Source organism: Klebsiella sp. TF21-TM, from assembly GCF_019753495.1.
Lineage (GTDB): Bacteria > Pseudomonadota > Gammaproteobacteria > Enterobacterales > Enterobacteriaceae > Klebsiella > Klebsiella quasipneumoniae.
This window is the reverse complement of the sequence record NZ_JAIJYL010000011.1, coordinates 1-23,414: the sequence shown is the minus strand read 5'-3', so window position 1 is coordinate 23,414 and position 23,414 is coordinate 1. Positions and strand designations below refer to the sequence as shown.

Below are 23,414 nucleotides of genomic sequence, written 5' to 3'. Positions count from 1 at the left end.
GGGTCATCAGTCGCTAGCTGTCGCCGGCTTTACGGCCGCCGCCATGACTGTTCTTACCACCCTTTTTACCGGCTTCGGATGCACGCTCAGGATCATTTTTAAAGTTCCCGCCGCTGTGCTGTCCACCTTTACGCCCGGCTTCGGATGCTTTTTCACGATCTTCTGCAAAATTACCTGAACCGCCTCTATGCTCTGCCATAATGTTCACCTTTGGTTTGATCAATATCGGTTGGTAAATGGAAAATGACCCTGTTACAAATCATCGCCCTCGATATCTAACACTAGAGGAATACCCGCAGGAGTCAAATTAATTCCGGCCATTGATCAGCGTTACCAATAAATAAATTAACCACAGCGAAGCGGCACTAAAAATTAATCTTTCCGCAACCCCTTCTTCGCTTTGGATTATATGCCCATTATGGTCTGTTCTGCGGACAGCGATCCTCGTTTGTAAACAAATGAAAATAAAGTGATGAATAAATATTTCTTCCACTCCCGGACAGCCACCCTTACAAAAAATACCACCTAAGAGGCATGGCGTTATTAGCCATGCGTAGCGGGTTAACTTAATATTCCCTTTTTCACGACGCGTCTTCCTCTCCGTCTTTAAAAAAATTTCCCAGGGAGAAAAATAGCCCAGCCACGTTAAATATTGATGGAATAATCCTAATTTCACCCCAGCGATATTAACGCAGCGCTATTCACTTAAATACGCCGGGGATCAGTCGGTTAAGGAATAACAGTACCTCTTTTCCCGGGCATTCACTGGCCCTGGGCGAATCACCCGGGGTCTGGCGATGGGGGAACCTGACCTATCCTTACAGCTGGCCCGTTCTGTCTGAAGGAGATGACTATGCAAGATGAAAAACCGCCAATGAAGAAATTACCCACCTCCATGTTGCCAGAAGAGACGGCTCCACGTCCGGAGTTCCCGGAGCAAGAACAAAACCCGCCGGGTCTGGATGCTGAAATGGAGCCGTCACCGGACCATGGGGAAACCAGCTACACCGGCACCGGGCGGCTGGCCGGTAAGAAAGCGCTCATTACCGGCGGTGACTCCGGCATTGGCCGCGCGGTGGCGATCGCCTTTGCCCGCGAAGGGGCCGATGTCGCCATAAGCTATCTGCCGGAAGAGCAAGAGGATGCCGATGAAGTCATCGCCCTGATTAAAGCCGAAGGCCGCACCGCGGTGGCCCTGCCGGGGGATATTCGCTCCGAGTCCTTCTGTCAGTCGCTGGTGGCCGATGCGGTGGAACAGCTGGGTGGCCTGAGCATCCTGGTCAATAACGCCGGGCGTCAGCAATATTGTGAGACTCTCGAGGAGCTCACCACCGAAGACTTTGACGCCACCTTTAAAACCAATGTCTACGCGCCGTTCTGGATCACCCGCGCCGCGCTGCCCCATCTCCAGGCCGGGAGCGCGATCATCAACACCACCTCGGTGCAAGCCTATAAACCCAGTCCGATCCTGCTCGATTACGCCCAGACCAAAGCCTGCCTGGCGATTTTCACTAAATCGCTGGCCAAACAGGTGGCAAAACGCGGCATTCGCGTTAACGCCGTGGCGCCAGGCCCTTACTGGACGGTACTGCAGTCCAGCGGCGGTCAGCCGGACGAGAAAGTGAAACAGTTCGGGAAAGACACGCCGATGGGGCGTCCGGGACAGCCGGTCGAGATCGCCCCGCTGTACGTCACCCTGGCATCCGATGCCTGCTCTTATACCTCCGGCCAGGTTTGGTGCTCTGACGGTGGGGACGGGGTAGTCTAAGCCTCCCGGCAGACCGGCGTGCGACATCGCGCGCCGGTTTTACCTTCCGCTCCCCGGGGATCGGTATCTGCCCTCTCGCCTCGCCGGCGCGGCGATTTTTCCTCTCCTGCAGCCTACCGGCCGCATGCTATGATACTCGCCCGCCGCTGTGCGCTAACCCCGGCCCTGACGCCAATCCTGAGGACGACAGATGAGTAATGACATCCCCCTGAAATTTTATGACATCGTGGACGAATACGAGACCGAAGCGGCTGCCCCGGTTAAGGATGAGGAACGCGATGCGCTGGCGCGCTATTTTCAGCTGCTGATTGCGCGGTTAACCAATAACGAAGAGATAGACGAAGAAGCGCAGCAGGAGATGGCCCGCGAGGCGGCCGTTGACGAGCGCCGTATTGACGATATCGCTAACTTCCTCAATCAGTGGGGCAACGAGTAAGTCTTATCGTCAGCTCACCGGCAGGGCCGCCGCCCGCCGGTGTTGCCGCTGAAGGCGACGCCGCTGCTCAGGCATCGGCGAGCGTCTCCCCCAGACGTCGCTGCAGCGCATCCAGAAACAGCGGCAGTCCATCGGGCTGATAGTCGCGGGAAAGATAGATGCCGTAAACGCTCAGCGCCTTCGGCGTCCAGTCAGGCAGCACCACCTCCAGCGCGCCGCTGGCAATCGCGCCCCGCGCCTCCAGTTCGGGGAGCATCGCGATACCGCACCCGGCGACCGCCGCCTCCAGCAGCAAGGAAGAGATCCCCGCGCTCAGATTACCGTTCACCGACACCGACGCCTCCAGCCCCTGCGCATCGCTGAACTGCCAGCGCTGGCCGGCAAAATGGCTGTATAACAGGCAGTTATGCTGTTGCAGATCGTCAAGCGTCGTCAGCGGACCATGCTGGCGGAGCCAGCGCGGCGCAGCGCAGAGTAGCGACCGGCACACGCCGAGACGGCGAGCGATAGCCCCGGCCTCCGGATTATCGGTAATGCGAATGGCCACGTCGATGCGCTCGCCGATCAGGCTGACCGGATGGTTATTGATATCCAGCTCCAGGCGCAACAGCGGATAGCGAGCGAGAAAGTCCGGCAGCAGCGGGGAGATCAGCTGCATCGCGGTAAAATGCGCGCACGCCACCCGCAGCGTGCCGCTGGGGTCGGCCCGCTGGCGCTCGCCGGCGATTTCATCGGCGATCCGCGTCAACCCGCGGGTCTTGAGCAACACCGTCTCCCCCGCCGGGGTCAGCGTCAGCCGCCGGGTTGAGCGATGGATCAGCCGGGCGCCGGCCCAGCTCTCCATCTGTTCCAGATAGCGGCTGACCATCGGGCGCGACATCCCCAGCGCGCGCGCCGCGGCGCTGAGGCTTCCCAGTTCGCAAATCCGCAGATATACCTGCGCCGCAATCACCCTGTCCATCACGCCCCCTTCATCTGCACGATTTATGAAACTCAGCATCTCTTATTTCAGGAATTCTATCAAATAGCGAAATCCGTACAATGCTACGCATTCCCCTGTGACTGAGAATAAATGATGAAATTATCTGCCCTTGCTATTGCCACCGCCCTGTTCAGCGGCGCGGTCTTCGCGGCGCCGCTGACGCTGCAGACTTACAACCCTCAGGAGAAAGGTATTTTTGCCGTCAACTCCACCCTCGTTTCCGGCCCGCATGAAGCGGTGCTGTTTGACGCCCAGTTCAGCGTCAAAGACGGCGAAAAGCTGGTGGACATGATCAAGAAAAACGGCAAACCGCTGTCGCGGATTGTGATCACCTCCGGCGATCCTGACTTCTACTTTGGCCTTGAGCCGCTGGTGAAAGCCTTCCCGCAGGCGGAAGTGGTCGCCACGCCGGAAGTGGTTAAACATATTGAAGCCACCAAAGCGGCAAAGCTGGCGTACTGGGGCCCGCAGATGAAAGACGGCGCGCCGACGCAGGTATACGTCCCGCAGGCGCTGAAAGCCAACAGCTTTACCATCGATGGCGAAACAGTGACGATTATGCAGCCGCATGACTACGCGGCGTTCGTTTGGATCCGGGCGAACAAAACGATCCTCGGCGGCACCGGCGTGGCGTGGGGCATGCATCTCTGGACCGCCGACACCCAGACGCCGGCCAGTCGCCAGCAGTGGCGCACTACGCTGGACCAGATGATTGCCCTGCACCCGCAGCAGGTGATCCCGGGGCATTACCTCGGCACGCCGCCGGAGGGTGACCGCGCGGTGCGCTTTACAAAAACCTACCTCCAGCAGTTTGAGCAGGCGCTGAAGACACATAAGGATTCCGCCGGGGTGATCAAGGCCATGGAGACGCAGTGGCCGGGGCTGGCGGAAACCAGCTCGCTGGAGCTTAGCGCCAAAGTTAACACCGGCGAGATGAAGTGGTAATGCCGGCGCTGCGCGAGGGAGACTGTTCTTAATCTGGCGCGCTAAGGTTGCTATTGCCCTGAAAATGGACCACCCTACCTGAGGCCGCATAAAAAACGTGCGGCCAACTTTGGGTTACATTTCATCCGGTCACCACCGGGTTTGCCCTTGAAACCAGAACAGGATAAAGGAGTCAGAATGAAATCGAACCATCAGGCACGTCATCTTCTCGGTCTGAACTACAAGCTTTCCCAGCAGAAAAAAGTGGTGCTGGAAGGCGATGAAGAAACCACCCTCAACCATATCCATGCTACCGGCCGCAAACGCCGCGGTGGTTAATTTTCAGCCTGAGTGATGATAAACAACACCGTCCTGTTGCCGGGATGGTGTTTTTTTATGGTAATTGACGGCTTGTTTACCCGCTTGAAGACCTTCTGCTCTATACTCTGCCCGCTGCTTTTCCACCCGCCCTTCGCTTATCGCCGCGCCGGGACTGTGGACACGATCAAGGAGTTAGTGCGATGCAATTTACCCATAAGAAAAACCGTTCCCTGTACATCCCCTACGCGGGCCCCGTTCTGCTTGAATTCCCTCTGCTCAACAAGGGCAGCGCCTTCAGTATGGAAGAGCGCAGCAGTTTCAACCTGCTTGGCCTGCTGCCGGAAGTGGTTGAAACCATCGAAGAGCAAGCGGAACGCGCCTGGATCCAGTATCAGGGATTCAAAACAGAAATCGACAAACACATTTACCTGCGTAATATCCAGGACACCAACGAGACCCTTTTCTATCGCCTGATTGGCAACCATCTCGAAGAGATGATGCCGGTTATCTATACCCCGACGGTGGGCGCCGCCTGCGAACGTTTCTCCGAGATTTACCGTCGCGCCCGCGGCGTCTTTATCTCCTACCAGAATCGCCATAACCTTGACGACATTCTGCAAAACGTCCCGAACCATAATGTCAAAGTGATTGTGGTGACCGATGGCGAGCGTATCCTCGGCCTCGGCGACCAGGGGATCGGCGGGATGGGGATCCCGATCGGTAAACTGTCGCTGTACACCACCTGCGGCGGCATCAGCCCGGCTTACACCCTGCCCATCGTGCTGGACGTCGGGACAAACAACCAGCAGCTGCTGGACGATCCGCTGTATATGGGCTGGCGTCATCCGCGTATTACCGACGACGAGTACTATCAGTTCGTTGACGACGTGATCCAGGCGATTAAAGCCCGCTGGCCGGACGTACTGCTGCAGTTTGAAGACTTTGCGCAGAAGAACGCCATGCCGCTGCTCAACCGCTACCGCAATGAGATCTGCTCCTTTAACGACGATATTCAGGGCACCGCGGCGGTCACCGTCGGGACGCTGATCGCCGCCAGCCGCGGCGCCGGCAGCCAGCTGAGCGAACAGAAAATCGTCTTCCTCGGGGCGGGCTCCGCCGGCTGCGGCATCGCCGAGCAAATTATCGCCCAGATCGTCCGCGAAGGACTCAGTGAAGAAGAGGCCCGCCAGCGCGTATTTATGGTTGACCGCTTCGGCCTGTTAACCGACGGCATGCCTAATCTGCTGCCGTTCCAGAACAAGCTGGTGCAGAAGCGTGAACATCTGCAGGGCTGGGATACCACTAACGATGTCCTGTCCCTGCTGGACGTGGTGCGCAACGTGAAACCGAACATCCTGATCGGCGTTTCGGGTCAGCCGGGGCTGTTCACGGAAGAGATTATCCGCGAGATGCACAAGCATTGCCCGCGGCCGATCGTGATGCCGCTCTCCAACCCAACGTCACGGGTGGAAGCCACGCCGCAGAATATCCTGAGCTGGACCGACGGCGAGGCGCTGGTCGCCACCGGCAGTCCGTTTGCCCCGGTCACCGTGAAAGGCAAACAGTATCCCATCGCCCAGTGCAACAACTCCTATATCTTCCCGGGCATTGGTCTGGGGGTGATCGCCTCCGGCGCGTCGCGGGTCACCGACGAGATGCTGATGGCCGCCAGCGAAACCCTGGCGAAACACTCGCCGCTGGTGAACAACGGCGAAGGCCCGGTTCTGCCGGAGTTGAAGGATATCCAGACCGTCTCGCGGGCGATCGCCTTCGCGGTCGGTAAGGTGGCTCAGGAGCAGGGCGTGGCGGTGAAAACGTCCGCGGAAGCGCTGCTGCAGTCCATCAGCGATAATTTCTGGCTGCCGGAATATCGTAATTACCGCCGCACCTCAATTTAATCGCGCTCACCGGGCCGCACGATCGGCCCGGTTATTAATAGCGTCCGGATAATATTCCCCGCCACTGAAACGCCTTTTTCGCCCATATTCATTTATCGTAAAAATATAAAACGGATAGCATTTGCCGCGCGCCTTGTGCCACGCAAAATCATGGCCTCTGCCCCCTCGCAGACGATCCGCAGGCAGAAACTACAGCCGCGCTGGGCGGGACAATCGATATCCGACGCTTCTCCACACCCTGCTAGTTTTGTCACTGGCGCGCTTTTCCTTTCCCCACTACACTGCCATCACCCATTCACTTACTGAATATAAAAGGAGGCCCCCCATGCTGTATTGTGAAATGTTTATTGTTTCACATGCCTTAGGCAATGGCGCCAGCTCAAGCGTTATCGGTATCGTGCTGCGATAACTTTGGCTTGAGCGAAGACCCTTCACAGAATCCCTTCTCTCCGGCTTACCGGGTTATCGTCAGCGAGTTTTGACGAGGCATTCCCATGCCTGTAACTCTTGAGTAAGTTGACTATGAGTACATTACTAACTGCCCATGCGCTCCACGTGGAGACTGCCTTCGGGCCGCTGTTTAATACCCTCTCCTTCACCCTGAAGAAAGGCGACCGCATCGGTCTCATCGGCCATAACGGTTGCGGCAAAAGCACCCTGCTGCAGGTGCTGGACGGCACCCTCGCGCCCACCTCGGGCAGCGTCTCACTCGCCGGTCAGTGTCTGATGGCCCGCGTTGAACAGCATCTGCCGGAGGCGCTGCGTTCGCAGTCGCTGCTGCAGGCGGTGCTGGACCTGTTACCCGCCGACGCGCGGGAAGCACAGCGCTGGCTGGCCGAACGCCTGCTGGCGCAGATGGGTTTCACGCCGGCGGTGATGGAGCAGCAAACCAGCACCCTGAGCGGCGGACAGCATACACGCCTGCTGCTGGCCCGGGCGCTGATCCGCCAGCCTGACCTGCTGCTGCTGGATGAGCCCGGCAACCATCTCGATCTGCCCACCCTGCTGTGGCTGGAAAGCTTCTTGCAGACCTGGCAGGGGAGCTTCGTGCTGGTGTCACACGACAACGCTTTACTGGATGCTGTAACTAATGCCAGTTGGATCCTCCGCGACCAGACGCTGCACAGCTTCGCCTTGCCCTGCAGCGCTGCCCGTCAGGCACTGCAGGAGCAGGATGAAAGCGCCGCGTTACGTCATAAGGCGGAGCAAAAAGAGATCGACCGGGTCAGCGCCAGCGCCCGGCGGCTGGCCACCTGGGGGCGGGTGTATGACAACGAAGATCTCGCCCGCAAAGCCAAACAGATGGAGAAGCAGGTCGCCCGCCTGAAAGACGAGCAGACCGAGCTCAGCATCGGCCCGCCGTGGCGCCTGGTGTTGCAGGGGGACGCCCTGCCGGCGGACCGCCTGCTGGACATAGACAGGCTGCCGGTGGCTCCCGCGCCGGGACTACCGGCCCTGTTCACCACCGGCGTAGCGCGACTGCGCAGCGGCGATCGCGTGGCCATCATGGGCCGCAACGGCGGCGGGAAATCGTCCTTGCTGCGCCTGCTGTGGCAGCAGATGAACGACGCATCGCCGCTTCCGGGGCTGCGTCTGCACCCCCGGCTTCACCCCGGGTACTACGACCAGACCCTGGCGCAGTTGCCGGACGAGGCCAGCCTGCTCGACGCCCTGACGCCGTTCGCCCCGTCGGCGGACACCCGTAAACGGGCGCTGATTGCCGCCGGGTTTGGCTGGGCGAGGCATGGACAGAAGGTCTGCACCCTCAGCGGCGGCGAGCGGTCGCGGCTGCTGTTCGTCGGTCTGTCGCTGGCGCGCTACAGCCTGCTGCTGCTGGATGAACCCACCAACCATCTGGATATGGAGGGCAAAGCGGCGCTGGCGCAGACGCTCCGCGACTACCCCGGCGGCGTACTGCTGGTCAGTCATGACCGCCAGCTTATTAGCGAAAGCTGTAACCGCTTCTGGCTGATCGACAGCGCCGGGTTAACGGAGTGGCACAGTCTGGAGGAGGTCTATGCCCGTCTGCAGGCGCAGATCCCCACCCTGACGGCGGCCTCCTCACCCCAGGAGCCGTCACTCGCGGCTGATGATGAAGAGGCGCTGCTGACGCGCCTGATAGCCCTGGAGCAATGGCTGGCGGACGATATGGCCCGTAAGCCGAAACATCAAAAGCCCTCGCTGCAGGCCCAGTGGCGAGAGGAGATCGCCCGGCTGCTTAACCAGCTGGCGTAATCTTCGCGCTCCCCGCCGGCTAAGGCACCACGCCCTTAGCCGGCGTTTCCTGGCCGGGTAAACTGCTGCTCGGTCATCATCTTTCCCCACTGGTCTCCCTGCCATTCGCGGGTTAACGTGAAGCCAAAGGACTCATACAGTTTGCGGGCCGCGTCCAGACCTTTAAACGTCCACAGCTGAACGGCGCTGAACTGACGACTGTCGCAGAAAGCCATCGCCTCACTGAGCAGCCGCCTGCCAATGCCGGTTCCCCGGCAGCTGTCATCGAGAATGAACCAGCGCAGATGCGCCTGCTGCTGGCCGAGATCCTCGCCATCGATCGCCACCGAACCGACAATCTTCCCCTCGCGCATCGCCAGCCAGATCTGGTTGACCGGCGAGGAAAGCCGGGTGGCGAATTCCGCGACGCCGCTGGCAACCTTGCCTTCAAAAAAAGCGCCGAAATCATGGTGCCGGGCGTAATACTCCCCGTGCATCTGGGCTATCCGGCCGATCGCCCCCGGCTTATAGCCGGTTACCAGCGAAATTTGCGGCGTCGTTTCCGCAAGCGCAGCATCCCGACACTGCGCCAGCGCCTGAGCATAGGCCGCCAGTCCGCTGGCGACGGTCCGCTGCTGCGTCTCATCGAGATGCGCTAACGCCTCCACCACCCGGCGGGTACCGTAGGCGTTAATCGTTGCCACCGTGTCGTGCCCTTTCGCGGTCAGCGCCAGCGATTTAGATCGCGCGTCCTCCGCGCAGGGGCGCTCCTCCAGCTCTCCGGCGGCCAGCAGACGGGCGACCATCCGGCTGACGCTCGATTTTTCCAGCCCGAGCAATGTGACCAGCTGCGCGGCGGTTATCGTCCCCCTGACCGACACCTCCAGCAGGGTATGCACCGCCGAGGGTGAATAGTGGGTGGCGGCCAGCGTGGTGTTCATAAAACCCAGCTCGCGCACCATTAACCGCGAGGCCGTTCGAATTTGTTGGATTAAAGGCGTGTCAGACATCGTGAGGCGTCCAGTGAAGTAGATAGTTGTATAATACAACCATTTACTTCAGGCCGCGTCAAGAGGATAAACTATCCAGCATGGCAAGGTAGCGTATCGGATGATGGCGTGCCGCGGGCGCCGGACTGCGCCCGCGATAAGTATTATTGCGGGTTCTTTGCCTTCCAGGCCTCCCAGGCCGATTTGATCTCTTGCTTCGCGGCGGCGGCATCATTAAAACCGGCCAGCTCGACCTTTTTCCGCCCCTCTGGTAGTTCTTTGTAGACCCGGAAGAAGGCCTCCAGCCGCTGCTGCTCGATTTTCGGCAGATCGGTGATGGTCTGAATGTCGTCATAGGTCGGATCAATTTTACTGGCCGGGACGGCGATGATTTTGTCGTCTTTCTCACCGCCGTCTATCATCTTAAGAACGCCGATCGGCCGCAGCTTAATCAGCGTGCCCGGGGCCATCGGCGCGCGGGTGTAAAACACCACGTCCAGCGGGTCGCCATCCCCGGCCAGCGACTGGGTTAATGAACCGTAGTTCGCCGGGTAAGCCACCGGCATCGACTGAAAGCGGTCGGCGACGATAAACCCCGTTTTAGCGTCGGTTTCATACTTAATGATCCCGCCTGCCGGGATCTCGGTGACCGCGTAAAACTCTTCCGGATTGTTTTCCGGCTGCGGGAATTCCAGCACATTGTGAGCCTGCGCGGCGGCGGAAAAAAGCAGACCTGCGGTGAGGAGCGTTTTGACCAGATGCATTGTTGTATCACTCTGTTGTTATAAGAAATTGATGCGCAAAACAATAGAGTTGGGTGATGAAGAAAACATGACCATTCCGTGACACTATTATTACCTACCAAAATTAGAGGTATTGTCTGAATTTTGTGCTACGGATGTAGCAAAAAACCACATCCTGTACTAAAGCGCCTTGTTTTTTTCTCCATAGCGTCTAATCCTTATTGGGTAATATTGCATTAATAAAATTAATCAATCCGCTCTCAAGGAGACAGGCATGAAGGCAGCTGTTGTTACTCACGACCATCAGGTTAACGTTACGGAAAAAACGCTGCGCCCGCTGGAATACGGCGAAGCGCTGTTGAAAATGGAATGCTGCGGCGTGTGTCATACTGACCTGCACGTGAAAAACGGCGATTTTGGCGATAAAACCGGCGTTATTCTCGGTCATGAAGGGATCGGGGTAGTACAAAAAGTCGGCCCTGGCGTCACCTCCCTGAAGCCAGGCGATCGCGCCAGCGTGGCGTGGTTCTTCGAAGGCTGCGGCCACTGCGATTACTGTAACAGCGGCAACGAGACGCTGTGCCGCTCGGTGAAAAACGCTGGCTATACCGTCGACGGCGGCATGGCGGAAGAGTGCATCGTCACCGCCAACTACGCGGTTAAAGTCCCGGACGGCCTCGACTCCGCCGCCGCCAGCAGCATTACCTGCGCTGGGGTCACCACCTACAAAGCCGTTAAGGTCTCCCACATCAAACCGGGCCAGTGGATCGCTATCTACGGCCTCGGCGGGCTGGGCAACCTGGCGCTGCAGTATGCCAAGAATGTCTTTAACGCCAAAGTGATCGCTATCGACGTCAACGACGGCCAGCTGGAGCTGGCGGCGTCGATGGGCGCTGACCTGACCATCAACTCGCGCAATGAAGATGCGGCGAAAGTGATTCAGGAAAAAACCGGCGGCGCCCACGCTGCGGTGGTGACCGCGGTGGCCAAAGCGGCCTTTAACTCGGCGGTGGATGCCGTTCGCGCCGGCGGCCGCGTGGTGGCGGTTGGCCTGCCGCCAGAGGCGATGAGCCTCGATATTCCACGTCTGGTACTTGACGGCATCGAGGTGGTCGGCTCGCTGGTCGGCACCCGTCAGGATCTGGTGGAAGCGTTCCAGTTCGCCGCCGAAGGCAAAGTGGTGCCGAAAGTCACCCTGCGTCCGCTGGAAGATATCAATGCCATCTTCAAAGAGATGGAACAGGGTCAGATCCGCGGCCGTATGGTTATCGATCTGCGTAGCTAATCGCCAGCGCCTCTCCCGCCCGGGCGAGGCGCTTCTCCTCGCTTCCCCTCGCTTCCCCTGGTTTCCCGCCGCGTAAAGTAAATGCAATTTCCGCAAATGCTTAGCGCAATTCCTTGGTTCCTTTGTTTTTAGCCGCGCCCGATGATGGCAACACAATAGATAACAAAGGAATTCACCATGCATCGTCATTTTCGCCTGCCCGCGCTGGCCGCGCTGTTTCTCTCCGGCGCTTTTTCCGTCTGGGCCGCCGACACGCCGGTTAAAGGCGGTACCTTGATTTATCTGGAGCAGCAACCGCACACCAATCTCTATCCACCCGCCGGCGGCTTTTATCCCAATGGCGGCATACTCAATCAGATCACCGACAAGCTGACCTGGCAGAACCCGAAAACGCTGGAGATTGAGCCGTGGATCGCCGAAAGCTGGACCAGCAATGCCGATAAAACCGAGTACACTTTCCACCTGCGAAAAGGGGTCACCTTCTCGGATGGCACGCCGCTGGACGCCGCCGCGGTCGCCAAAAACTTCGACACCTATGGGCTGGGGGATAAAGCCCATCGCCTGCCCGTCTCGGAGGTGATCAATAACTACCAGCGCAGCGAAGTGATCGACCCGCTGACGGTGAAATTCTACTTCAACAAGCCGTCGCCGGGCTTCCTGCAGGGGACCGCCACCATCGGCTCCGGTCTGGTCTCCCTCAGCACCCTGCAGCGCAATTTCGAGGAGCTGGGCGATGCCCGGCACATCATCGGCTCCGGTCCCTTCGTGGTGCAGGATGAAAAACCGGGCCGCGAGCTGACGCTGGTGGCGCGCAAGGATTATCAGTGGGGGCCGAAAAACATCGCCCAGCAGGGCCCCGCTAACCTCGACGGCATCACCTATATTGTCACCCCGGAAGACAGCGTGCGCATCGGCGCGCTGCTGGCGGGCCAGGCGGGCTTTATTCGCCAGGTGCAGGCCTACGATGAAAAGCAGGCGACCGATCAGGGATTTACGGTCTACGCCGCGCCTACCCGCGGGGTCAACGACAGCCTGAGCTTCCGCCCGGATAACCCACTGGTCGCCGACCTGCGGGTGCGCCAGGCCCTGCTCCATGCCACCAACGCCCGGCAGGTGGTGGAGACGCTGTTCTCCGCTAACTACCCGCAAGCCACCTCCGTGCTGGCCAGCTCCGCCGCCGGCTATGTCAATCTGAGCGATAAGCTCACCTTCGACCAGGCCAAAGCCCGGCAGTTGCTGGATGAGGCCGGCTGGAAACCCGCCGCCGACGGCATTCGCAGCAAAGACGGGCAGCGGCTGGCGCTGACGGTCTATGAGTCGCTCCCCCAGCCGCAGAATAAAGAAGTGCTGCAGCTGATCGCCCAGCAATGGCGCCAGGTGGGGGTAGCGTTAACGGTCAAAGCCGGGGACGCCGGCAGCCGGACGCTCGACAACCTCGACCCGCAGAAAACCCCGCTCACCGTCTCGGAAGTGGGCCGCGCCGACCCGGATGTAGTAAAAAGCATGTTCTTTCCTAACAACCGTGACGCGCTGCTGCAGAAAGGCGGCTCCAGCGATAAAGTGCAGCACTTTCGCGATGATAAGCTGAACGACCTGCTGACCGGCATCTCCGCGGCGGTGGAGCCGCAGCAGCGCCTGCAGTTAACCGGCGATGCCCAGCGCTATCTGATCGATAACGCCTATGTGATCCCCATTTTCGAAGAGCCGCAGGTGTTCGCCGGCGCGCCGTGGGTGAAAGGCGTCAGCTTCGAAGCCGTCGGGCGTCCGTCGTTCTACGGCGCCTGGCTGGATAAACACTAAGAGGCCGGATATGAGCGCTTATCTTCTGCGACGGTTCGGCCAGGGGCTGCTGGTCCTGTGGGCGGCGTTTACCCTCACCTTTTTCCTGCTGCAGGTGCTGCCGGGGGATGCGGTGCTGATCAAGTTTCAGAACCCGGACCTCGGTCTGAGCCCGGCGCAAATCGCCGACATGCGGCTGGCCTACGGCGCCGACAGCCCGCTGTGGCGCCAGTACCTGCACACGCTGCTGGCGATGCTGCACGGCGACTTTGGCTATTCCCTGCAGGCGGGTCTGGCGGTCAGTAGCCTGATTGCCAGCAACCTGCCGGATACCTTAAGCCTCGCCCTGCCGGCGTTCCTGCTGGCCGTGATCCTGGCGTTTGCCCTCGCTTTCGCCTCACGTCTGCCGGGGTTGCGCTGGCTCAGTAACCTCCTGCAGTCGCTGCCGGTGCTGTTTATCTCGTTGCCCACCTTCTGGCTGGGTATCGCCCTGATCCAGCTCTTTTCGTTTCAGCTGCGCTGGATCCCGGTGATCAACCCCGGTCCGCTGGAGGGGCTGATTTTACCGGTTATCGCCGTCGCGCTGCCCATCTCCGCCCCGCTGGCGCAGATCCTGATGCGCAGCATGGATCAGGTGGCGGTTCAGCCCTTCGTCGCGGTCGCCCGCGCCAAGGGAATGAGCGAGACCGGCGTCCTCTGGCGCCATGTGATGGGTAACGCCCTGCTGCCGGCGCTGAATATAGCCGGGCTGCTGCTGGGCGAGCTGATTGCCGGGGCGCTGATCACCGAGACCGTCTTCGGCCGCAGCGGCCTCGGCCAGCTGACCCAGCAGGCGGTGAATAACCAGGATATCGCCGTGCTGCAGGCGGTGGTGATGATCTCAGCTCTCGGTTTTGTCCTGATCAACCTGCTGGTCGACCTGGTCATGCCGCGGCTGGATCCCCGACTCCAATTACAGACCGGAGGTGCGAAATGAGCCTGGTCGACTATGCCATCGCGGTTCGCCGCCGCCCGGAGTGGCGCAAAGTGCGTCTGCAGCCAGGCCTGTGGCTGGCGTGGGCGGTGATGATCACCGCCCTGTTAATGGCCCTTGCCCCACAGTGGTTTACCTCCGCTAACCCGCTGGAAGGGATCCCCGGCGCTCAGCGCCTGGCGCCGCAGGCGCACTACTGGCTGGGTACCGACCAGCTGGGCCGCGACCTGTGGACGCGGGTGGTTTACGGCGCGGTACATTCTCTGTCGGCGGCGCTGATCGCCGTCGCCATCGGTCTGGTGGCGGGCACCGCCCTTGGCACCCTCGCCGGGGCGCTGGCCGGCCGCGTGGAATCAACCATCATGCGCCTGGTGGATGTCCTGCTGGCTATCCCTTCTCTGCTGCTGCAGCTGACGGTAATCATTCTGCTGGGTTTTGGCACGGTGAATGCGGCGGTGGCGGTCGGCGTGGCGGCCATCGCCAGCTTCGCGCGCCTGGCGCGGGCGGAGGTGGTGCGCGTGCGCCACAGTGATTACGTCGAGGCGGCCCGGGGCAGCGGCGGCACCTTTCTCGCCATCTTCTGGCGTCATATCCTGCCCAACTCGCTCACCGCGGTACTCGCCTTCGCCACGCTGCAGTTTGGTCAGGCGATGCTGGCGCTGGCCACCCTCAGCTTCCTTGGCTACGGCACCCCGCCGCCGGTCCCGGAGTGGGGATTACTGATCGCCGAAGGTCGTAATTACCTGTCGACCGCCTGGTGGCTGACCACCTTCCCCGGCCTCGCCGTGGTCGCGGTGGTCCTGGCCGCCAATCGTCTTAGCCGCCAGTGGAGTGGAGTACGCCCATGAACGTTCTCTCTGTTGAAGATCTGCGCATCAGCTACCGGTCGCGGGGCGAATGGCGCGAAGTGGTGCATAACGTCAGCTTTTCCATTCAGCGCGGCGAAATGCTGGCCTTCGTCGGTGAATCCGGCTCGGGGAAAACCACGACCGCGCAGGCCATTATCGGCCTGCTGGCGGATAACGCCCGCCGCGACGCCGGGCGGATTATCCTCAATGGCGAAGTGATTAGCGACTGGTCGGCAAAACGCCTGAACCGCCTGCGCGGGGTGAGCATCAGCCTGGTGCCGCAGGACCCCGGCAATTCGCTTAATCCGGTAAAAACCATTGGTCAGCAAGTGGAAGAGATCCTGCGGCTGCATCAGTCCCTTTCCGCCGCCGAACGCCGGCAGCAGGTCCTCAACCTGCTCGCTAAAGTCGGGCTCAGCCACCCGGAACAGCGTTTTGACCAGTACCCGCATCAGCTGTCGGGCGGGATGAAACAGCGGGTGCTGATCGCCATCGCCATCGCCCTGCAGCCGGATCTGATTATTGCCGACGAGCCCACCAGCGCCCTCGACGTTACGGTGCAAAAGCGCATTCTCGATCTGCTCGACATCCTGCGGCGCGAGTCGGGAACCGCCGTGCTGTTTGTCACTCACGATCTGGCGCTGGCCGCCGAACGCGCCGACCGGATCATGGTGTTTCGCCAGGGCGAGATTCAGGAACAGGGCGCCACCGAGGCGATTGTCCGGCGTCCCCAGCACCCTTACACCCGCCAGTTGCTCCACGATCTGCAGGACGCGCCGCTGAGGCTGACGGCGGATCGTCACCGTCCGCTGGCCACGCCGGCCATTCGCGTCGAAGAGATCAGCAAACGCTTCTCGCTGGGCAAACAGGCCCTGCAGGCGCTCGACAGCGTCAGCTTTGAGGTCAGACGCGGCAGCACCCATGCGCTGGTGGGCGAATCCGGCTCCGGGAAAACCACCCTGGCGCGGATCCTGCTGGGCTTCGAGCGCGCCGACGCCGGACAGGTGACCATCGACGGTATTGACGCCGGGCATCTCAGCCGCGAGGCGCAGCGTCAGCTGCGGCGCAAAATCCAGTTCGTCTACCAGAACCCCTTCGCTTCGCTCGACCCGCGCCAGACGCTGTTTGCGATTATCGAAGAGCCGTTAAAAAACTTTGAGCGCCTCAGCGCGGCGACGCGTCGCCAGCGTGTGGAGAGCGTCGCCGCCCGGGTAGCCCTGGCCCCGGAGCTACTGTCGCGGACGCCGCGGGAGCTTTCCGGCGGCCAGCGGCAGCGGGTGGCGATTGCCCGGGCGCTGATCCTCGAGCCGGCGATACTGGTTCTTGACGAAGCGACCTCGGCGCTCGATGTCACCGTTCAGGCGCAGATCCTCGCCCTGCTGCAGCAGCTACAGCAGCAGCTTGGTCTGAGCTACCTGTTCATTACCCACGATCTGGCGACGGTGAGGCGGATTGCCGACAGCGTCACGGTGCTGCGCGCCGGCCAGGTGGTGGAGCATGGCGACGTTGGGCGCCTGTTCGCCGCTCCGCAGCAGGCTTACACCCGCGAACTGATCGCCGCCATTCCCCAGGTTTCCCCACGCCTGGCTCAGGCCCACATGGAGAACGCATAATGCCTAAACGCCTCGGCTTTTTTACCCGTCTGCTCGATCAGGGCTCCGCACAAACGCGCTACCGGCTGGCGGCCGAACAGATCCGCCACGCGGAGCGCGTCGGCTTCGACAGCGCATGGATTGCCCAGCACCATTTTCATGAACAGGAAGGCGGCCTGCCTTCCCCGCTGGTGTTCCTCGCCCACGTGGCGGCGCAGACTGACCGCATTCGCCTCGGCACAGCGATTATCACGTTGCCCATGGAGAATCCGCTGCGCGTCGCCGAAGACGCGGCGGTGCTGGATTTACTCACCGACGGGCGTCTGGAGGTGGGATTTGGTTCCGGCGGCACGCCAACGTCGTTTCTGCCCTTCGGCCTGACCAGCGAGCAGCGCGGGGCAGTGTTTGCCGACCATCTGCACCTGATCCACAGCGCCTGGCGCGGCGACACCCTCAGCCACCCGGACAACCGTCTCTATCCGCCCGCGCCGCAGCTGGCGGCGCGCATCTGGATCGCCACCTTCTCGGTGGAAGGCGCCATCCGCGCCGGTCAGGCGGGGCACGGGCTGATGCTGTCGCGCACGCAGCCTCGGCCGCCCGGTGAGCCACGCCTGCCGCTGGACGCCATTCAGAACCCGATCGTCGACGCCTATCTGGCGGCGCTGCCGGACGGCGTTGCGCCGCGGATCCTCGCTTCGCGCACCGCCTTCGTCGCCGACAGTCACGCCCACGCCCTGCAGATCGCCGAACCCGGCCTGCGTAAGCAGGCGGCACAGCACCGGGCTGCGGGGCATCTGATAGAAGGTGACAGTGTCACTGACTATCTGCAACAACTGGATGCCCACGTGGGCGATCCTGAACATGTTGTTGCATCCCTGGCGCAGGACAGCGTGCTGGCCCGCGCCACCGATGTTTCGTTCCAGGTGCACTCGGTGGAGCCTTCGCACCGGGATACGCTGCGTTCCATTGAGCTGATCGCTCAGCATATTGCCCCCCACATCAGATAAGGAGTCACCATGACGCTGAGTCAGGATATTCTGGCCGAACTGGCGGAGATCGCCGCCGGTTCCCCGCTCGACCAGGCGCGCGCAGTCCGCGATGCCGCTACCCGACACGCGCAGGGAAGTTATGAAGTGCTGTTCAGCCAGCAGGACGCCGACTTTCCCCTCGATGAACGCTTCGCGGTGGCGGCAAAGGTGGCGAAGCTCCATCAGGCGGACGCGCTGGCGGCGCACTATGCCTGCTTCGGCCTGGCCGATCCGACCACGGATCGTCTGGTTCCGGCGCTGGCCTTTGCCCGCCTGCTGACCTTCACCCCCGTCGAAGCGACACCCGGCGCGCTGCAGGCTCTGACAAACGCGGGCTGGAGCCTGCGGGGCATCGTCACCCTGGCGCAGCTGGTGGCCTTTGTCAGCTTCCAGAGCCGCCTGCTGCTGGGTCTGCGGGCGCTCAACCACCAGCCCATCGTCAGCGCCGATACGCCGGTGGTGGCCGGGTACTGGCACACCACCCCGCACGCGCAGAGCGGTAAAGCGGCCCCGGTGCGCTTCACCCGCGAGGAGCTGCACTGGGAACCCTGGCTGGCGGATAAACCGCTGGCGGAATTTAGCGCTGAAGAACAGGCGATTCTGGCCAAATATGGCCATAGCGATTCACCCTACTTCCGCCTGCTGGCGCGCAACCAGCCGGTGCTGGAGCAGCGGACGCTGACCGATAAAGGCATTTTCTATACCCCGGGGGGATTACCGCGCGCCGAACGTGAACTGGCCGCCACGGTGGCCAGTAAAATCAACGGCTGTATTTACTGCGCCTCGGTGCATGCCCGCAAAGCGGCGCAGCTGGCGAAGAACGAGACCGCCGTCGACACGCTGCTGGCGGTGACGCCGGGAGAGGATCTGCGCGGTGGGCAGTCGCCGCGCTGGCAGGCGGAAATCGCCGCCGCCGCCGCGCTATCGGTGACGCCGCCCGCGCTGAATGCCAGCCATCTGGCAGCGCTTGATGAACAGGGCTTAGATACTCTGGCCCAGCTGGATCTGCTGCAGTCAGCGGCCTTTTTCGCCTGGGCCAACCGGCTGATGCTGACGCTCGGCGAGCCCTGGCGTGAGTAAGCGTCGTTAGCAAGCCTGTCGGCGCTGATGGCGGCCGTAGATGAGCAAGGCGCTCATCGCCAGAAACGACAGCGTGGCGGCGGGGAGCGCCACGCTGTTCCAGCCGAAGCCCTGAGCAATCATCATTCCACCGCAGAAGGCGCCGATGGCGCTCCCGAGGTTAAAGGCGATCTGCCCCCCTGCCGCCCCCAGCATCTCGCCGCCTTTGGCGTTCTGCAGCAACAGGATCTGCAGCGGCGCCGACAGGGCGAACAGCCCGGCACAGCAGAAAAACGCCAGCGTCAGCGAAGCGATTTTATGCTCCCCGAAGGCAAAGATCAGCAGCAGCGTCACAGCGATCGCCCCGTCGGTGATGGCCGCGATGCGCAGCGGACTGTAGCGCCCGGAAATTTTGCCGCTGAACAGGTTGCCGACCACCATCCCCAGCCCCGCCAGCATCATAATCAGCATCATCCGGCTTTCGGCAAAGCCGGAAACGTTGAGCATAAAAGGCTTGATATAGCTGAACCACGCGAACACCCCGGCGTTGCCGAACATGGTGGCGGCAAAAATCAGCCACGGCGCCGGGGAAGCGAGGAAACGGAACTGCTCGCGCAGCCGGGTGGTGGCCCGATCATACAGCGTAGGGACCCAGCAGAAGATGGCCATAAACACCGCGACGTTAAACACCGCGATGAGCGCGAAGGTATAGCGCCAGCTAAAATGATGCCCAAGCCAGGTGCCCCCGGGAACGCCCACCAGGTTAGCCACCGTCATGCCGCCGATCATCCCCGCCACCGCGGCGGTCACCCTCCCCGGCGGCGCGATTTTCGACAGGATGATCGCCCCCACGCCGAAGAAAGCCCCGTGGGGAAACCCGGAAACCAGCCGGCCAAGCGCCAGCATGGCGTAGCTGCTGGAGAAGGTAAACAGGGTATTGCCGAGAATGCACAGGGCGGCGAGAAACAGCATCACCGATTTCAACGAAAACCGACTGGAGAGCAACGCCATGATCGGCGCGCCGATCACCACGCCGAAGGCATACCAGGCAATCATATTGCCGGCGGCGGGGATTGAAATCCCGACATCGCGCGCCATGTCCGGCAGCACGCCCATAATGCCAAATTCCGCCATGCCGAGTCCGAAAGTGCCTAGCGCCAGTGAAAAAATCGTTTTTTTCATACATCTTATAGGGGTATTGAGAGACGGCCGGCATTATTGACCATCCCGCCTCGCCACACCAGCTAAAAACGCCCGACGGCAGTATCCTCCATACAACGGCCTGATTCGTTCATGCGCTCGCCAGCGCCACCATGGCGGTCCTGCTGGCGGCAGAGGCGCCGGGCGGTGGATAATTCCCTGTAAAAATTGGTGGGCACGCAGGGACACATTGTGGATTGATCTCAAGTTAACTTGAGGTTGTAAAGTCGAGACATCGTTCACCTCGGGAGAATCATCCATGCAAAATGTTGATGTTGGCTTTACCCATGTCGCCTTTACCGTCCGCTGTCTGGCCAGCAGCATCGATTTTTATACCCGCTACACGGCGATGACCGTTATTCACCAGCGCGAACCCAACCTCCCCTCGGCGCGTAAAGTGGCGTGGCTCAGCGATCGCACCCGACCTTTCGCCCTGGTGCTGGTGCAAAGTGATGACCCTGCCGACACGCCGCTGGGTCCGTTCGGCCATCTCGGCGTCGCCTGCGCCACCCAGGCGGAGATCGATGAGAAGGTCGCCCAGGCGCGGCGGGAAGGCGTTCTGCGCCGGGAACCGGAGCAGCTGGGCGATCCTGTGGGCTATTTCGCTTTCTTTGCCGACCCGGACGGTAACACCCTGGAGCTGTCATGGGGGCAGCGAGTGGGGCTGGAAGTCATTGCCGCGGGGAACGTCAGCTAGCCCGTCCCGGGCGCGAATATTTTCCACCGCCACGCCAGTGAAGGATTACACTTCAAAGGGATACCTCGGCAACACGGAGCATGGCGATGGGTAATAAGAAAAGCGGTCATCCTGTCGACGCGGCGGTGAAGATCGCCCCGCTCGACAATAAAGCGTACGAGAAGGCGCTGCGCAAGCTCCACGTTGAGCTGGTAAAACTGCAGCGCTGGGTGGTGCATAAAGGGCTGAAGGTGTGCATCGTCTTTGAAGGCCGGGACGGCGCCGGCAAAGGCGGCACGATTAAGGCGATCACCGAGCGCGTCAGTCCGCGGATCTTCCGGGTCGTCGCCTTACCCTCGCCCACCGAACGCGAGAAAAGTCAGCTCTATTTTCAGCGCTATATCAAGCACCTCCCGGCGGCTGGCGAAATCGTGATTTTCGATCGCAGCTGGTATAACCGCGCCGGCGTCGAACGGGTGATGGGCTTTTGTACCCCGGAGGAGGTGCAGAAGTTCCTCGACGGCGCGCCGATGGTGGAGCGCGGCATGGTCGAGTCGGGCATTATCCTGCTCAAGTACTGGCTGGAGGTCTCGCCGCAGGAGCAGGAGCGGCGCCTGCGGGATCGCATCGACGACGGGCGCAAGATCTGGAAGCTCTCGCCGATGGACATCAAGTCTTTCAACCGCTGGGATGAATATACCGCTGCCCGCGACGCCATGTTCGCCGCCACCGACACCGCCTGGGCGCCGTGGTTCGTCGCCCGCTCCGAGGATAAAAAGCGGGTGCGTCTGAATATCATTACCCACCTGCTGTCGCAGATCCCCTACGAAGCCTTGCCAGTGGAGCATGTCACGTTGCCGAAGCGCAAAATGGGCAAAATGAAACAGACCAATTTCCCCTTCCGCTTTATTCCGGAGAAGTTCTGATGATTTCCCGCCGCGCTGGTTAATGCCAGCGCCGGGTTTATTACCATAACCATGAATATTTCATGCGGTTGCTTTCCTCTGGAAGTTGCTTCGCAAAATAAAAAACAAATCCGAACCAGGTATTTCTTTTCATCGCACACCGCGTGATAATCAGCTCGCCAACAACAAGGAGCAGATAATGAAACAGAATGCCGTTAACAAGTCACAGACTCGCGATCGTACAACAACGGTTAACCCGCAAAACCAGGCACTTACCATCGTCGATGCGGACAAACGCCGAAAAGACCAGGAATTCATTAAGGCACTGAATGAGTTCACTGCCCGTGCAGGGTTGTTGTCAGAGGATCCTTTTTTCGGAGGGATTTAATGGCGTCACAATTTGATATCTTTCGTAACCCATCATCGAGAACCAATGCGTTTCAACCTTATTTAATGGTAATTCAACATGATTATTTTAATGACCTTGGTACACGTTTAATTGTGCCGCTGAGCTATCATTCTCATTTGACCGGCCATTATCATGCTGCCGCCCCGATTATTAATATGGAGTTTGAGAAACTGTTCATCAACACGCCGGCAATCACCAGCGTGGCAAAGCAAAGGCTGGATAAAAAATATTTTATCTGCAATTTGGCTAAAGAAAGAACGACCATGATATCAGCGATGGACGCATTAATCACTAACACATAAACCCGCTCCAGCAAACTGGAGCGGGCCTCCTGGCCAGACGGCTTACTTCATCCCTTCGCGACTCTCTTTGATCGCCTCCAGACGTTCGACATCGCGATACCAGCGCGGGTGATGTTTCTTCGCCCAACGGCGGCTGACCTTGCCTTCAATCATCCCCTTAATCGACCCCTTCACCCAGAACGCCATATACATATGGATAAGGATCGCGTGGATCAGAATAATGGCCGACGTCGCGTGAATTAACAGGCTGTAGCGAATCACCTGAATCGGGAAATAATGGGCAAACCAGGGACGCCAGATAATCACGCCGGTCACCAGCAGCACAAAAATCATGCTCATGATGGTCCAGAACATCATCTTTTGCCCGGCGTTATATTTACCGACCCGCGCCACTTTATGCTCGTTGCCTTTCAGCACCTCCACAATGCCTTTCAGCCAGGGGATATCCTGTTTATCTGGGATGTTGTGATTGACAAAACGCACGAACATAAACATCAGGGCGATAAAAATCAGCACTCCGAAGAAGGGGTGCAGAATACGCCCCATCTGCGGGGTACCGAAGGTTTCCGTCAGCCACTGCAGGGTCGGGAAGAAAAACGAAATACCCGATAGCGCCACGAGGAAGAAAGCGATCACCACCGTCCAGTGACAGGCGCGATCGATAAAGGTCGTGCGCACTATCATCTTCGATTTACTCATCATGCTCCTCCTCGTCGTCGTCAACTTCCTTATTTGGCCCGATACCGATGTAGTGATAGATAAGCCCGGCAAAGGTAGCGATAAAGCCCGCCGCCGACAGCGGCTTCAGGATCCCTTTCCACAGCTCCACCGAGGTATCAATCTTCGGCGCAGCAGGCAGCTTGTGATAAAGCTCGGGCTGGTCGGCATGATGCAGGACGTACATCACATGGGTGCCGCCGACGCCCTGCGGGTTGTAAATCCCGGCCATGGCATAGCCGCGTTTTTTCAGCTTAGCCACCCGCTCCTCGGCCACCTCCAGCATCTCTTTGGCTTTGTTGAATAAATCAGATTTCGGGTAAGTCTCCCCCGTAGCGGGTTGTGTTTTCAGGCAATACGCACGCT

The 23,414-nt window shown here is 60.3% G+C and carries 26 protein-coding genes; 17 read left to right on the top strand and 9 right to left on the bottom strand.

Annotation, left to right across the window (positions count from 1 at the left end):
* Nucleotides 1-13: 13 nt before the first annotated feature.
* Both K5R89_RS12440 and K5R89_RS12435 read right to left on the bottom strand, forming a co-directional pair.
* Nucleotides 14-199, bottom strand: a complete 186-nt coding sequence (locus K5R89_RS12440) for a general stress protein (protein WP_008804757.1) — start codon at nt 197-199, stop codon at nt 14-16.
* A 108-nt stretch (nt 200-307) separates the two neighbouring features.
* The gene (locus K5R89_RS12435) at nt 308-676 is read right to left on the bottom strand and encodes a hypothetical protein (protein ID WP_130940642.1); all 369 of its coding nucleotides are present in this window, start codon (nt 674-676) and stop codon (nt 308-310) included.
* Nucleotides 677-853: 177 nt separating this feature from the next.
* On the opposite strand from K5R89_RS12435, the gene K5R89_RS12430 reads away from it, so the two are divergent.
* Together K5R89_RS12430 and K5R89_RS12425 are read left to right on the top strand one after the other, a co-directional pair.
* Nucleotides 854-1,768 carry an SDR family oxidoreductase gene (locus K5R89_RS12430; protein ID WP_023289828.1) on the top strand — a complete coding sequence of 305 codons (915 nt, stop codon included), beginning with the start codon at nt 854-856 and terminating at the stop codon, nt 1,766-1,768.
* Nucleotides 1,769-1,958: 190 nt separating this feature from the next.
* Nucleotides 1,959-2,204, top strand: coding sequence for a YmjA family protein (locus K5R89_RS12425; protein ID WP_044523445.1), 246 nt, complete (start codon nt 1,959-1,961; stop codon nt 2,202-2,204).
* Between the two features lie 67 nt (nt 2,205-2,271).
* Here K5R89_RS12425 and K5R89_RS12420 read toward each other — a convergent pair whose 3' ends face one another.
* Nucleotides 2,272-3,165 carry a LysR family transcriptional regulator gene (locus K5R89_RS12420; protein ID WP_101989548.1) on the bottom strand — a complete coding sequence of 298 codons (894 nt, stop codon included), beginning with the start codon at nt 3,163-3,165 and terminating at the stop codon, nt 2,272-2,274.
* 114 nt (nt 3,166-3,279) lie between these two features.
* On the opposite strand from K5R89_RS12420, the gene K5R89_RS12415 reads away from it, so the two are divergent.
* On the top strand, nt 3,280-4,131 hold the full coding sequence (locus K5R89_RS12415) for a Vmh family MBL fold metallo-hydrolase (protein WP_044523543.1): 852 nt from the start codon (nt 3,280-3,282) through the stop codon (nt 4,129-4,131).
* A 177-nt stretch (nt 4,132-4,308) separates the two neighbouring features.
* Nucleotides 4,309-4,449 (top strand): stationary-phase-induced ribosome-associated protein, encoded by a 141-nt coding sequence (gene sra / locus K5R89_RS12410; protein ID WP_012541615.1) that lies wholly within the window; start codon nt 4,309-4,311, stop codon nt 4,447-4,449.
* On the opposite strand, the gene K5R89_RS12405 is transcribed toward sra, so the two are convergent.
* On the bottom strand, nt 4,446-4,553 hold the full coding sequence (locus K5R89_RS12405; protein WP_171005072.1) for a hypothetical protein: 108 nt from the start codon (nt 4,551-4,553) through the stop codon (nt 4,446-4,448). The genes sra and K5R89_RS12405 overlap by 4 nt on opposite strands.
* Nucleotides 4,554-4,631: 78 nt before the next feature.
* Between K5R89_RS12405 and K5R89_RS12400 the strand changes: the two genes are divergently transcribed.
* Together K5R89_RS12400 and K5R89_RS12395 are read left to right on the top strand one after the other, a co-directional pair.
* Nucleotides 4,632-6,329, top strand: a complete 1,698-nt coding sequence (locus K5R89_RS12400; RefSeq protein ID WP_004202648.1) for an NAD-dependent malic enzyme — start codon at nt 4,632-4,634, stop codon at nt 6,327-6,329.
* 522 nt (nt 6,330-6,851) lie between these two features.
* On the top strand, nt 6,852-8,564 hold the full coding sequence (locus K5R89_RS12395) for an ABC-F family ATP-binding cassette domain-containing protein (protein WP_217220355.1): 1,713 nt from the start codon (nt 6,852-6,854) through the stop codon (nt 8,562-8,564).
* A 35-nt stretch (nt 8,565-8,599) separates the two neighbouring features.
* Here the strand turns inward: K5R89_RS12395 and K5R89_RS12390 are convergent, their stop codons facing one another.
* Together K5R89_RS12390 and K5R89_RS12385 are read right to left on the bottom strand one after the other, a co-directional pair.
* Nucleotides 8,600-9,553: a helix-turn-helix domain-containing GNAT family N-acetyltransferase gene (locus K5R89_RS12390; RefSeq protein ID WP_101989546.1), complete on the bottom strand. Its 954-nt coding sequence runs from the start codon at nt 9,551-9,553 to the stop codon at nt 8,600-8,602.
* Between the two features lie 143 nt (nt 9,554-9,696).
* Nucleotides 9,697-10,296 (bottom strand): inorganic diphosphatase, encoded by a 600-nt coding sequence (locus K5R89_RS12385; RefSeq protein ID WP_023289834.1) that lies wholly within the window; start codon nt 10,294-10,296, stop codon nt 9,697-9,699.
* Nucleotides 10,297-10,549: 253 nt separating this feature from the next.
* On the opposite strand from K5R89_RS12385, the gene adhP reads away from it, so the two are divergent.
* From adhP to K5R89_RS12350, 7 genes are all read left to right on the top strand, one after another.
* A complete protein-coding gene (gene adhP / locus K5R89_RS12380) occupies nt 10,550-11,560 on the top strand; it encodes an alcohol dehydrogenase AdhP (protein WP_002906221.1) in 1,011 nt (336 codons plus the stop codon).
* 177 nt (nt 11,561-11,737) lie between these two features.
* Nucleotides 11,738-13,360, top strand: a complete 1,623-nt coding sequence (locus tag K5R89_RS12375; RefSeq protein WP_032452998.1) for a TIGR04028 family ABC transporter substrate-binding protein — start codon at nt 11,738-11,740, stop codon at nt 13,358-13,360.
* A 10-nt stretch (nt 13,361-13,370) separates the two neighbouring features.
* Nucleotides 13,371-14,315, top strand: coding sequence for an ABC transporter permease (locus K5R89_RS12370; RefSeq protein ID WP_023289836.1), 945 nt, complete (start codon nt 13,371-13,373; stop codon nt 14,313-14,315).
* Nucleotides 14,312-15,160 (top strand): ABC transporter permease, encoded by an 849-nt coding sequence (locus K5R89_RS12365; RefSeq protein ID WP_072420114.1) that lies wholly within the window; start codon nt 14,312-14,314, stop codon nt 15,158-15,160. Before K5R89_RS12370 ends, K5R89_RS12365 begins: the two co-directional genes overlap by 4 nt.
* Nucleotides 15,157-16,773 (top strand): ABC transporter ATP-binding protein, encoded by a 1,617-nt coding sequence (locus K5R89_RS12360; protein ID WP_044523453.1) that lies wholly within the window; start codon nt 15,157-15,159, stop codon nt 16,771-16,773. Before K5R89_RS12365 ends, K5R89_RS12360 begins: the two co-directional genes overlap by 4 nt.
* Nucleotides 16,773-17,759: a putative FMN-dependent luciferase-like monooxygenase gene (locus tag K5R89_RS12355; protein WP_065812591.1), complete on the top strand. Its 987-nt coding sequence runs from the start codon at nt 16,773-16,775 to the stop codon at nt 17,757-17,759. Before K5R89_RS12360 ends, K5R89_RS12355 begins: the two co-directional genes overlap by 1 nt.
* A gap of 9 nt (nt 17,760-17,768) precedes the next feature.
* Entirely contained in the window at nt 17,769-18,860 is a 1,092-nt protein-coding gene (locus K5R89_RS12350; protein WP_217259414.1) for an alkylhydroperoxidase domain protein, read from the top strand.
* Nucleotides 18,861-18,866: 6 nt separating this feature from the next.
* Here K5R89_RS12350 and araJ read toward each other — a convergent pair whose 3' ends face one another.
* Nucleotides 18,867-20,021, bottom strand: coding sequence for an MFS transporter AraJ (gene araJ / locus K5R89_RS12345; RefSeq protein ID WP_023289841.1), 1,155 nt, complete (start codon nt 20,019-20,021; stop codon nt 18,867-18,869).
* A gap of 277 nt (nt 20,022-20,298) precedes the next feature.
* On the opposite strand from araJ, the gene K5R89_RS12340 reads away from it, so the two are divergent.
* From K5R89_RS12340 to K5R89_RS12325, 4 genes are all read left to right on the top strand, one after another.
* The gene (locus K5R89_RS12340; RefSeq protein ID WP_023289842.1) at nt 20,299-20,736 is read left to right on the top strand and encodes a VOC family protein; all 438 of its coding nucleotides are present in this window, start codon (nt 20,299-20,301) and stop codon (nt 20,734-20,736) included.
* 86 nt (nt 20,737-20,822) lie between these two features.
* On the top strand, nt 20,823-21,641 hold the full coding sequence (gene ppk2, locus K5R89_RS12335) for a polyphosphate kinase 2 (RefSeq protein ID WP_023289843.1): 819 nt from the start codon (nt 20,823-20,825) through the stop codon (nt 21,639-21,641).
* Nucleotides 21,642-21,819: 178 nt separating this feature from the next.
* Nucleotides 21,820-22,008: a hypothetical protein gene (locus K5R89_RS12330; RefSeq protein ID WP_044523461.1), complete on the top strand. Its 189-nt coding sequence runs from the start codon at nt 21,820-21,822 to the stop codon at nt 22,006-22,008.
* Nucleotides 22,008-22,331, top strand: coding sequence for a CcdB family protein (locus K5R89_RS12325; RefSeq protein ID WP_217259415.1), 324 nt, complete (start codon nt 22,008-22,010; stop codon nt 22,329-22,331). Before K5R89_RS12330 ends, K5R89_RS12325 begins: the two co-directional genes overlap by 1 nt.
* A gap of 42 nt (nt 22,332-22,373) precedes the next feature.
* On the opposite strand, the gene fdnI is transcribed toward K5R89_RS12325, so the two are convergent.
* Both fdnI and K5R89_RS12315 read right to left on the bottom strand, forming a co-directional pair.
* Nucleotides 22,374-23,030 (bottom strand): formate dehydrogenase-N subunit gamma, encoded by a 657-nt coding sequence (gene fdnI / locus K5R89_RS12320; RefSeq protein ID WP_101989540.1) that lies wholly within the window; start codon nt 23,028-23,030, stop codon nt 22,374-22,376.
* Nucleotides 23,023-23,414 (bottom strand): formate dehydrogenase N subunit beta transmembrane domain-containing protein (locus tag K5R89_RS12315; RefSeq protein WP_313771220.1); only part of this gene is annotated, 392 nt, incomplete at its 5' end. The genes K5R89_RS12315 and fdnI, both read right to left, overlap by 8 nt.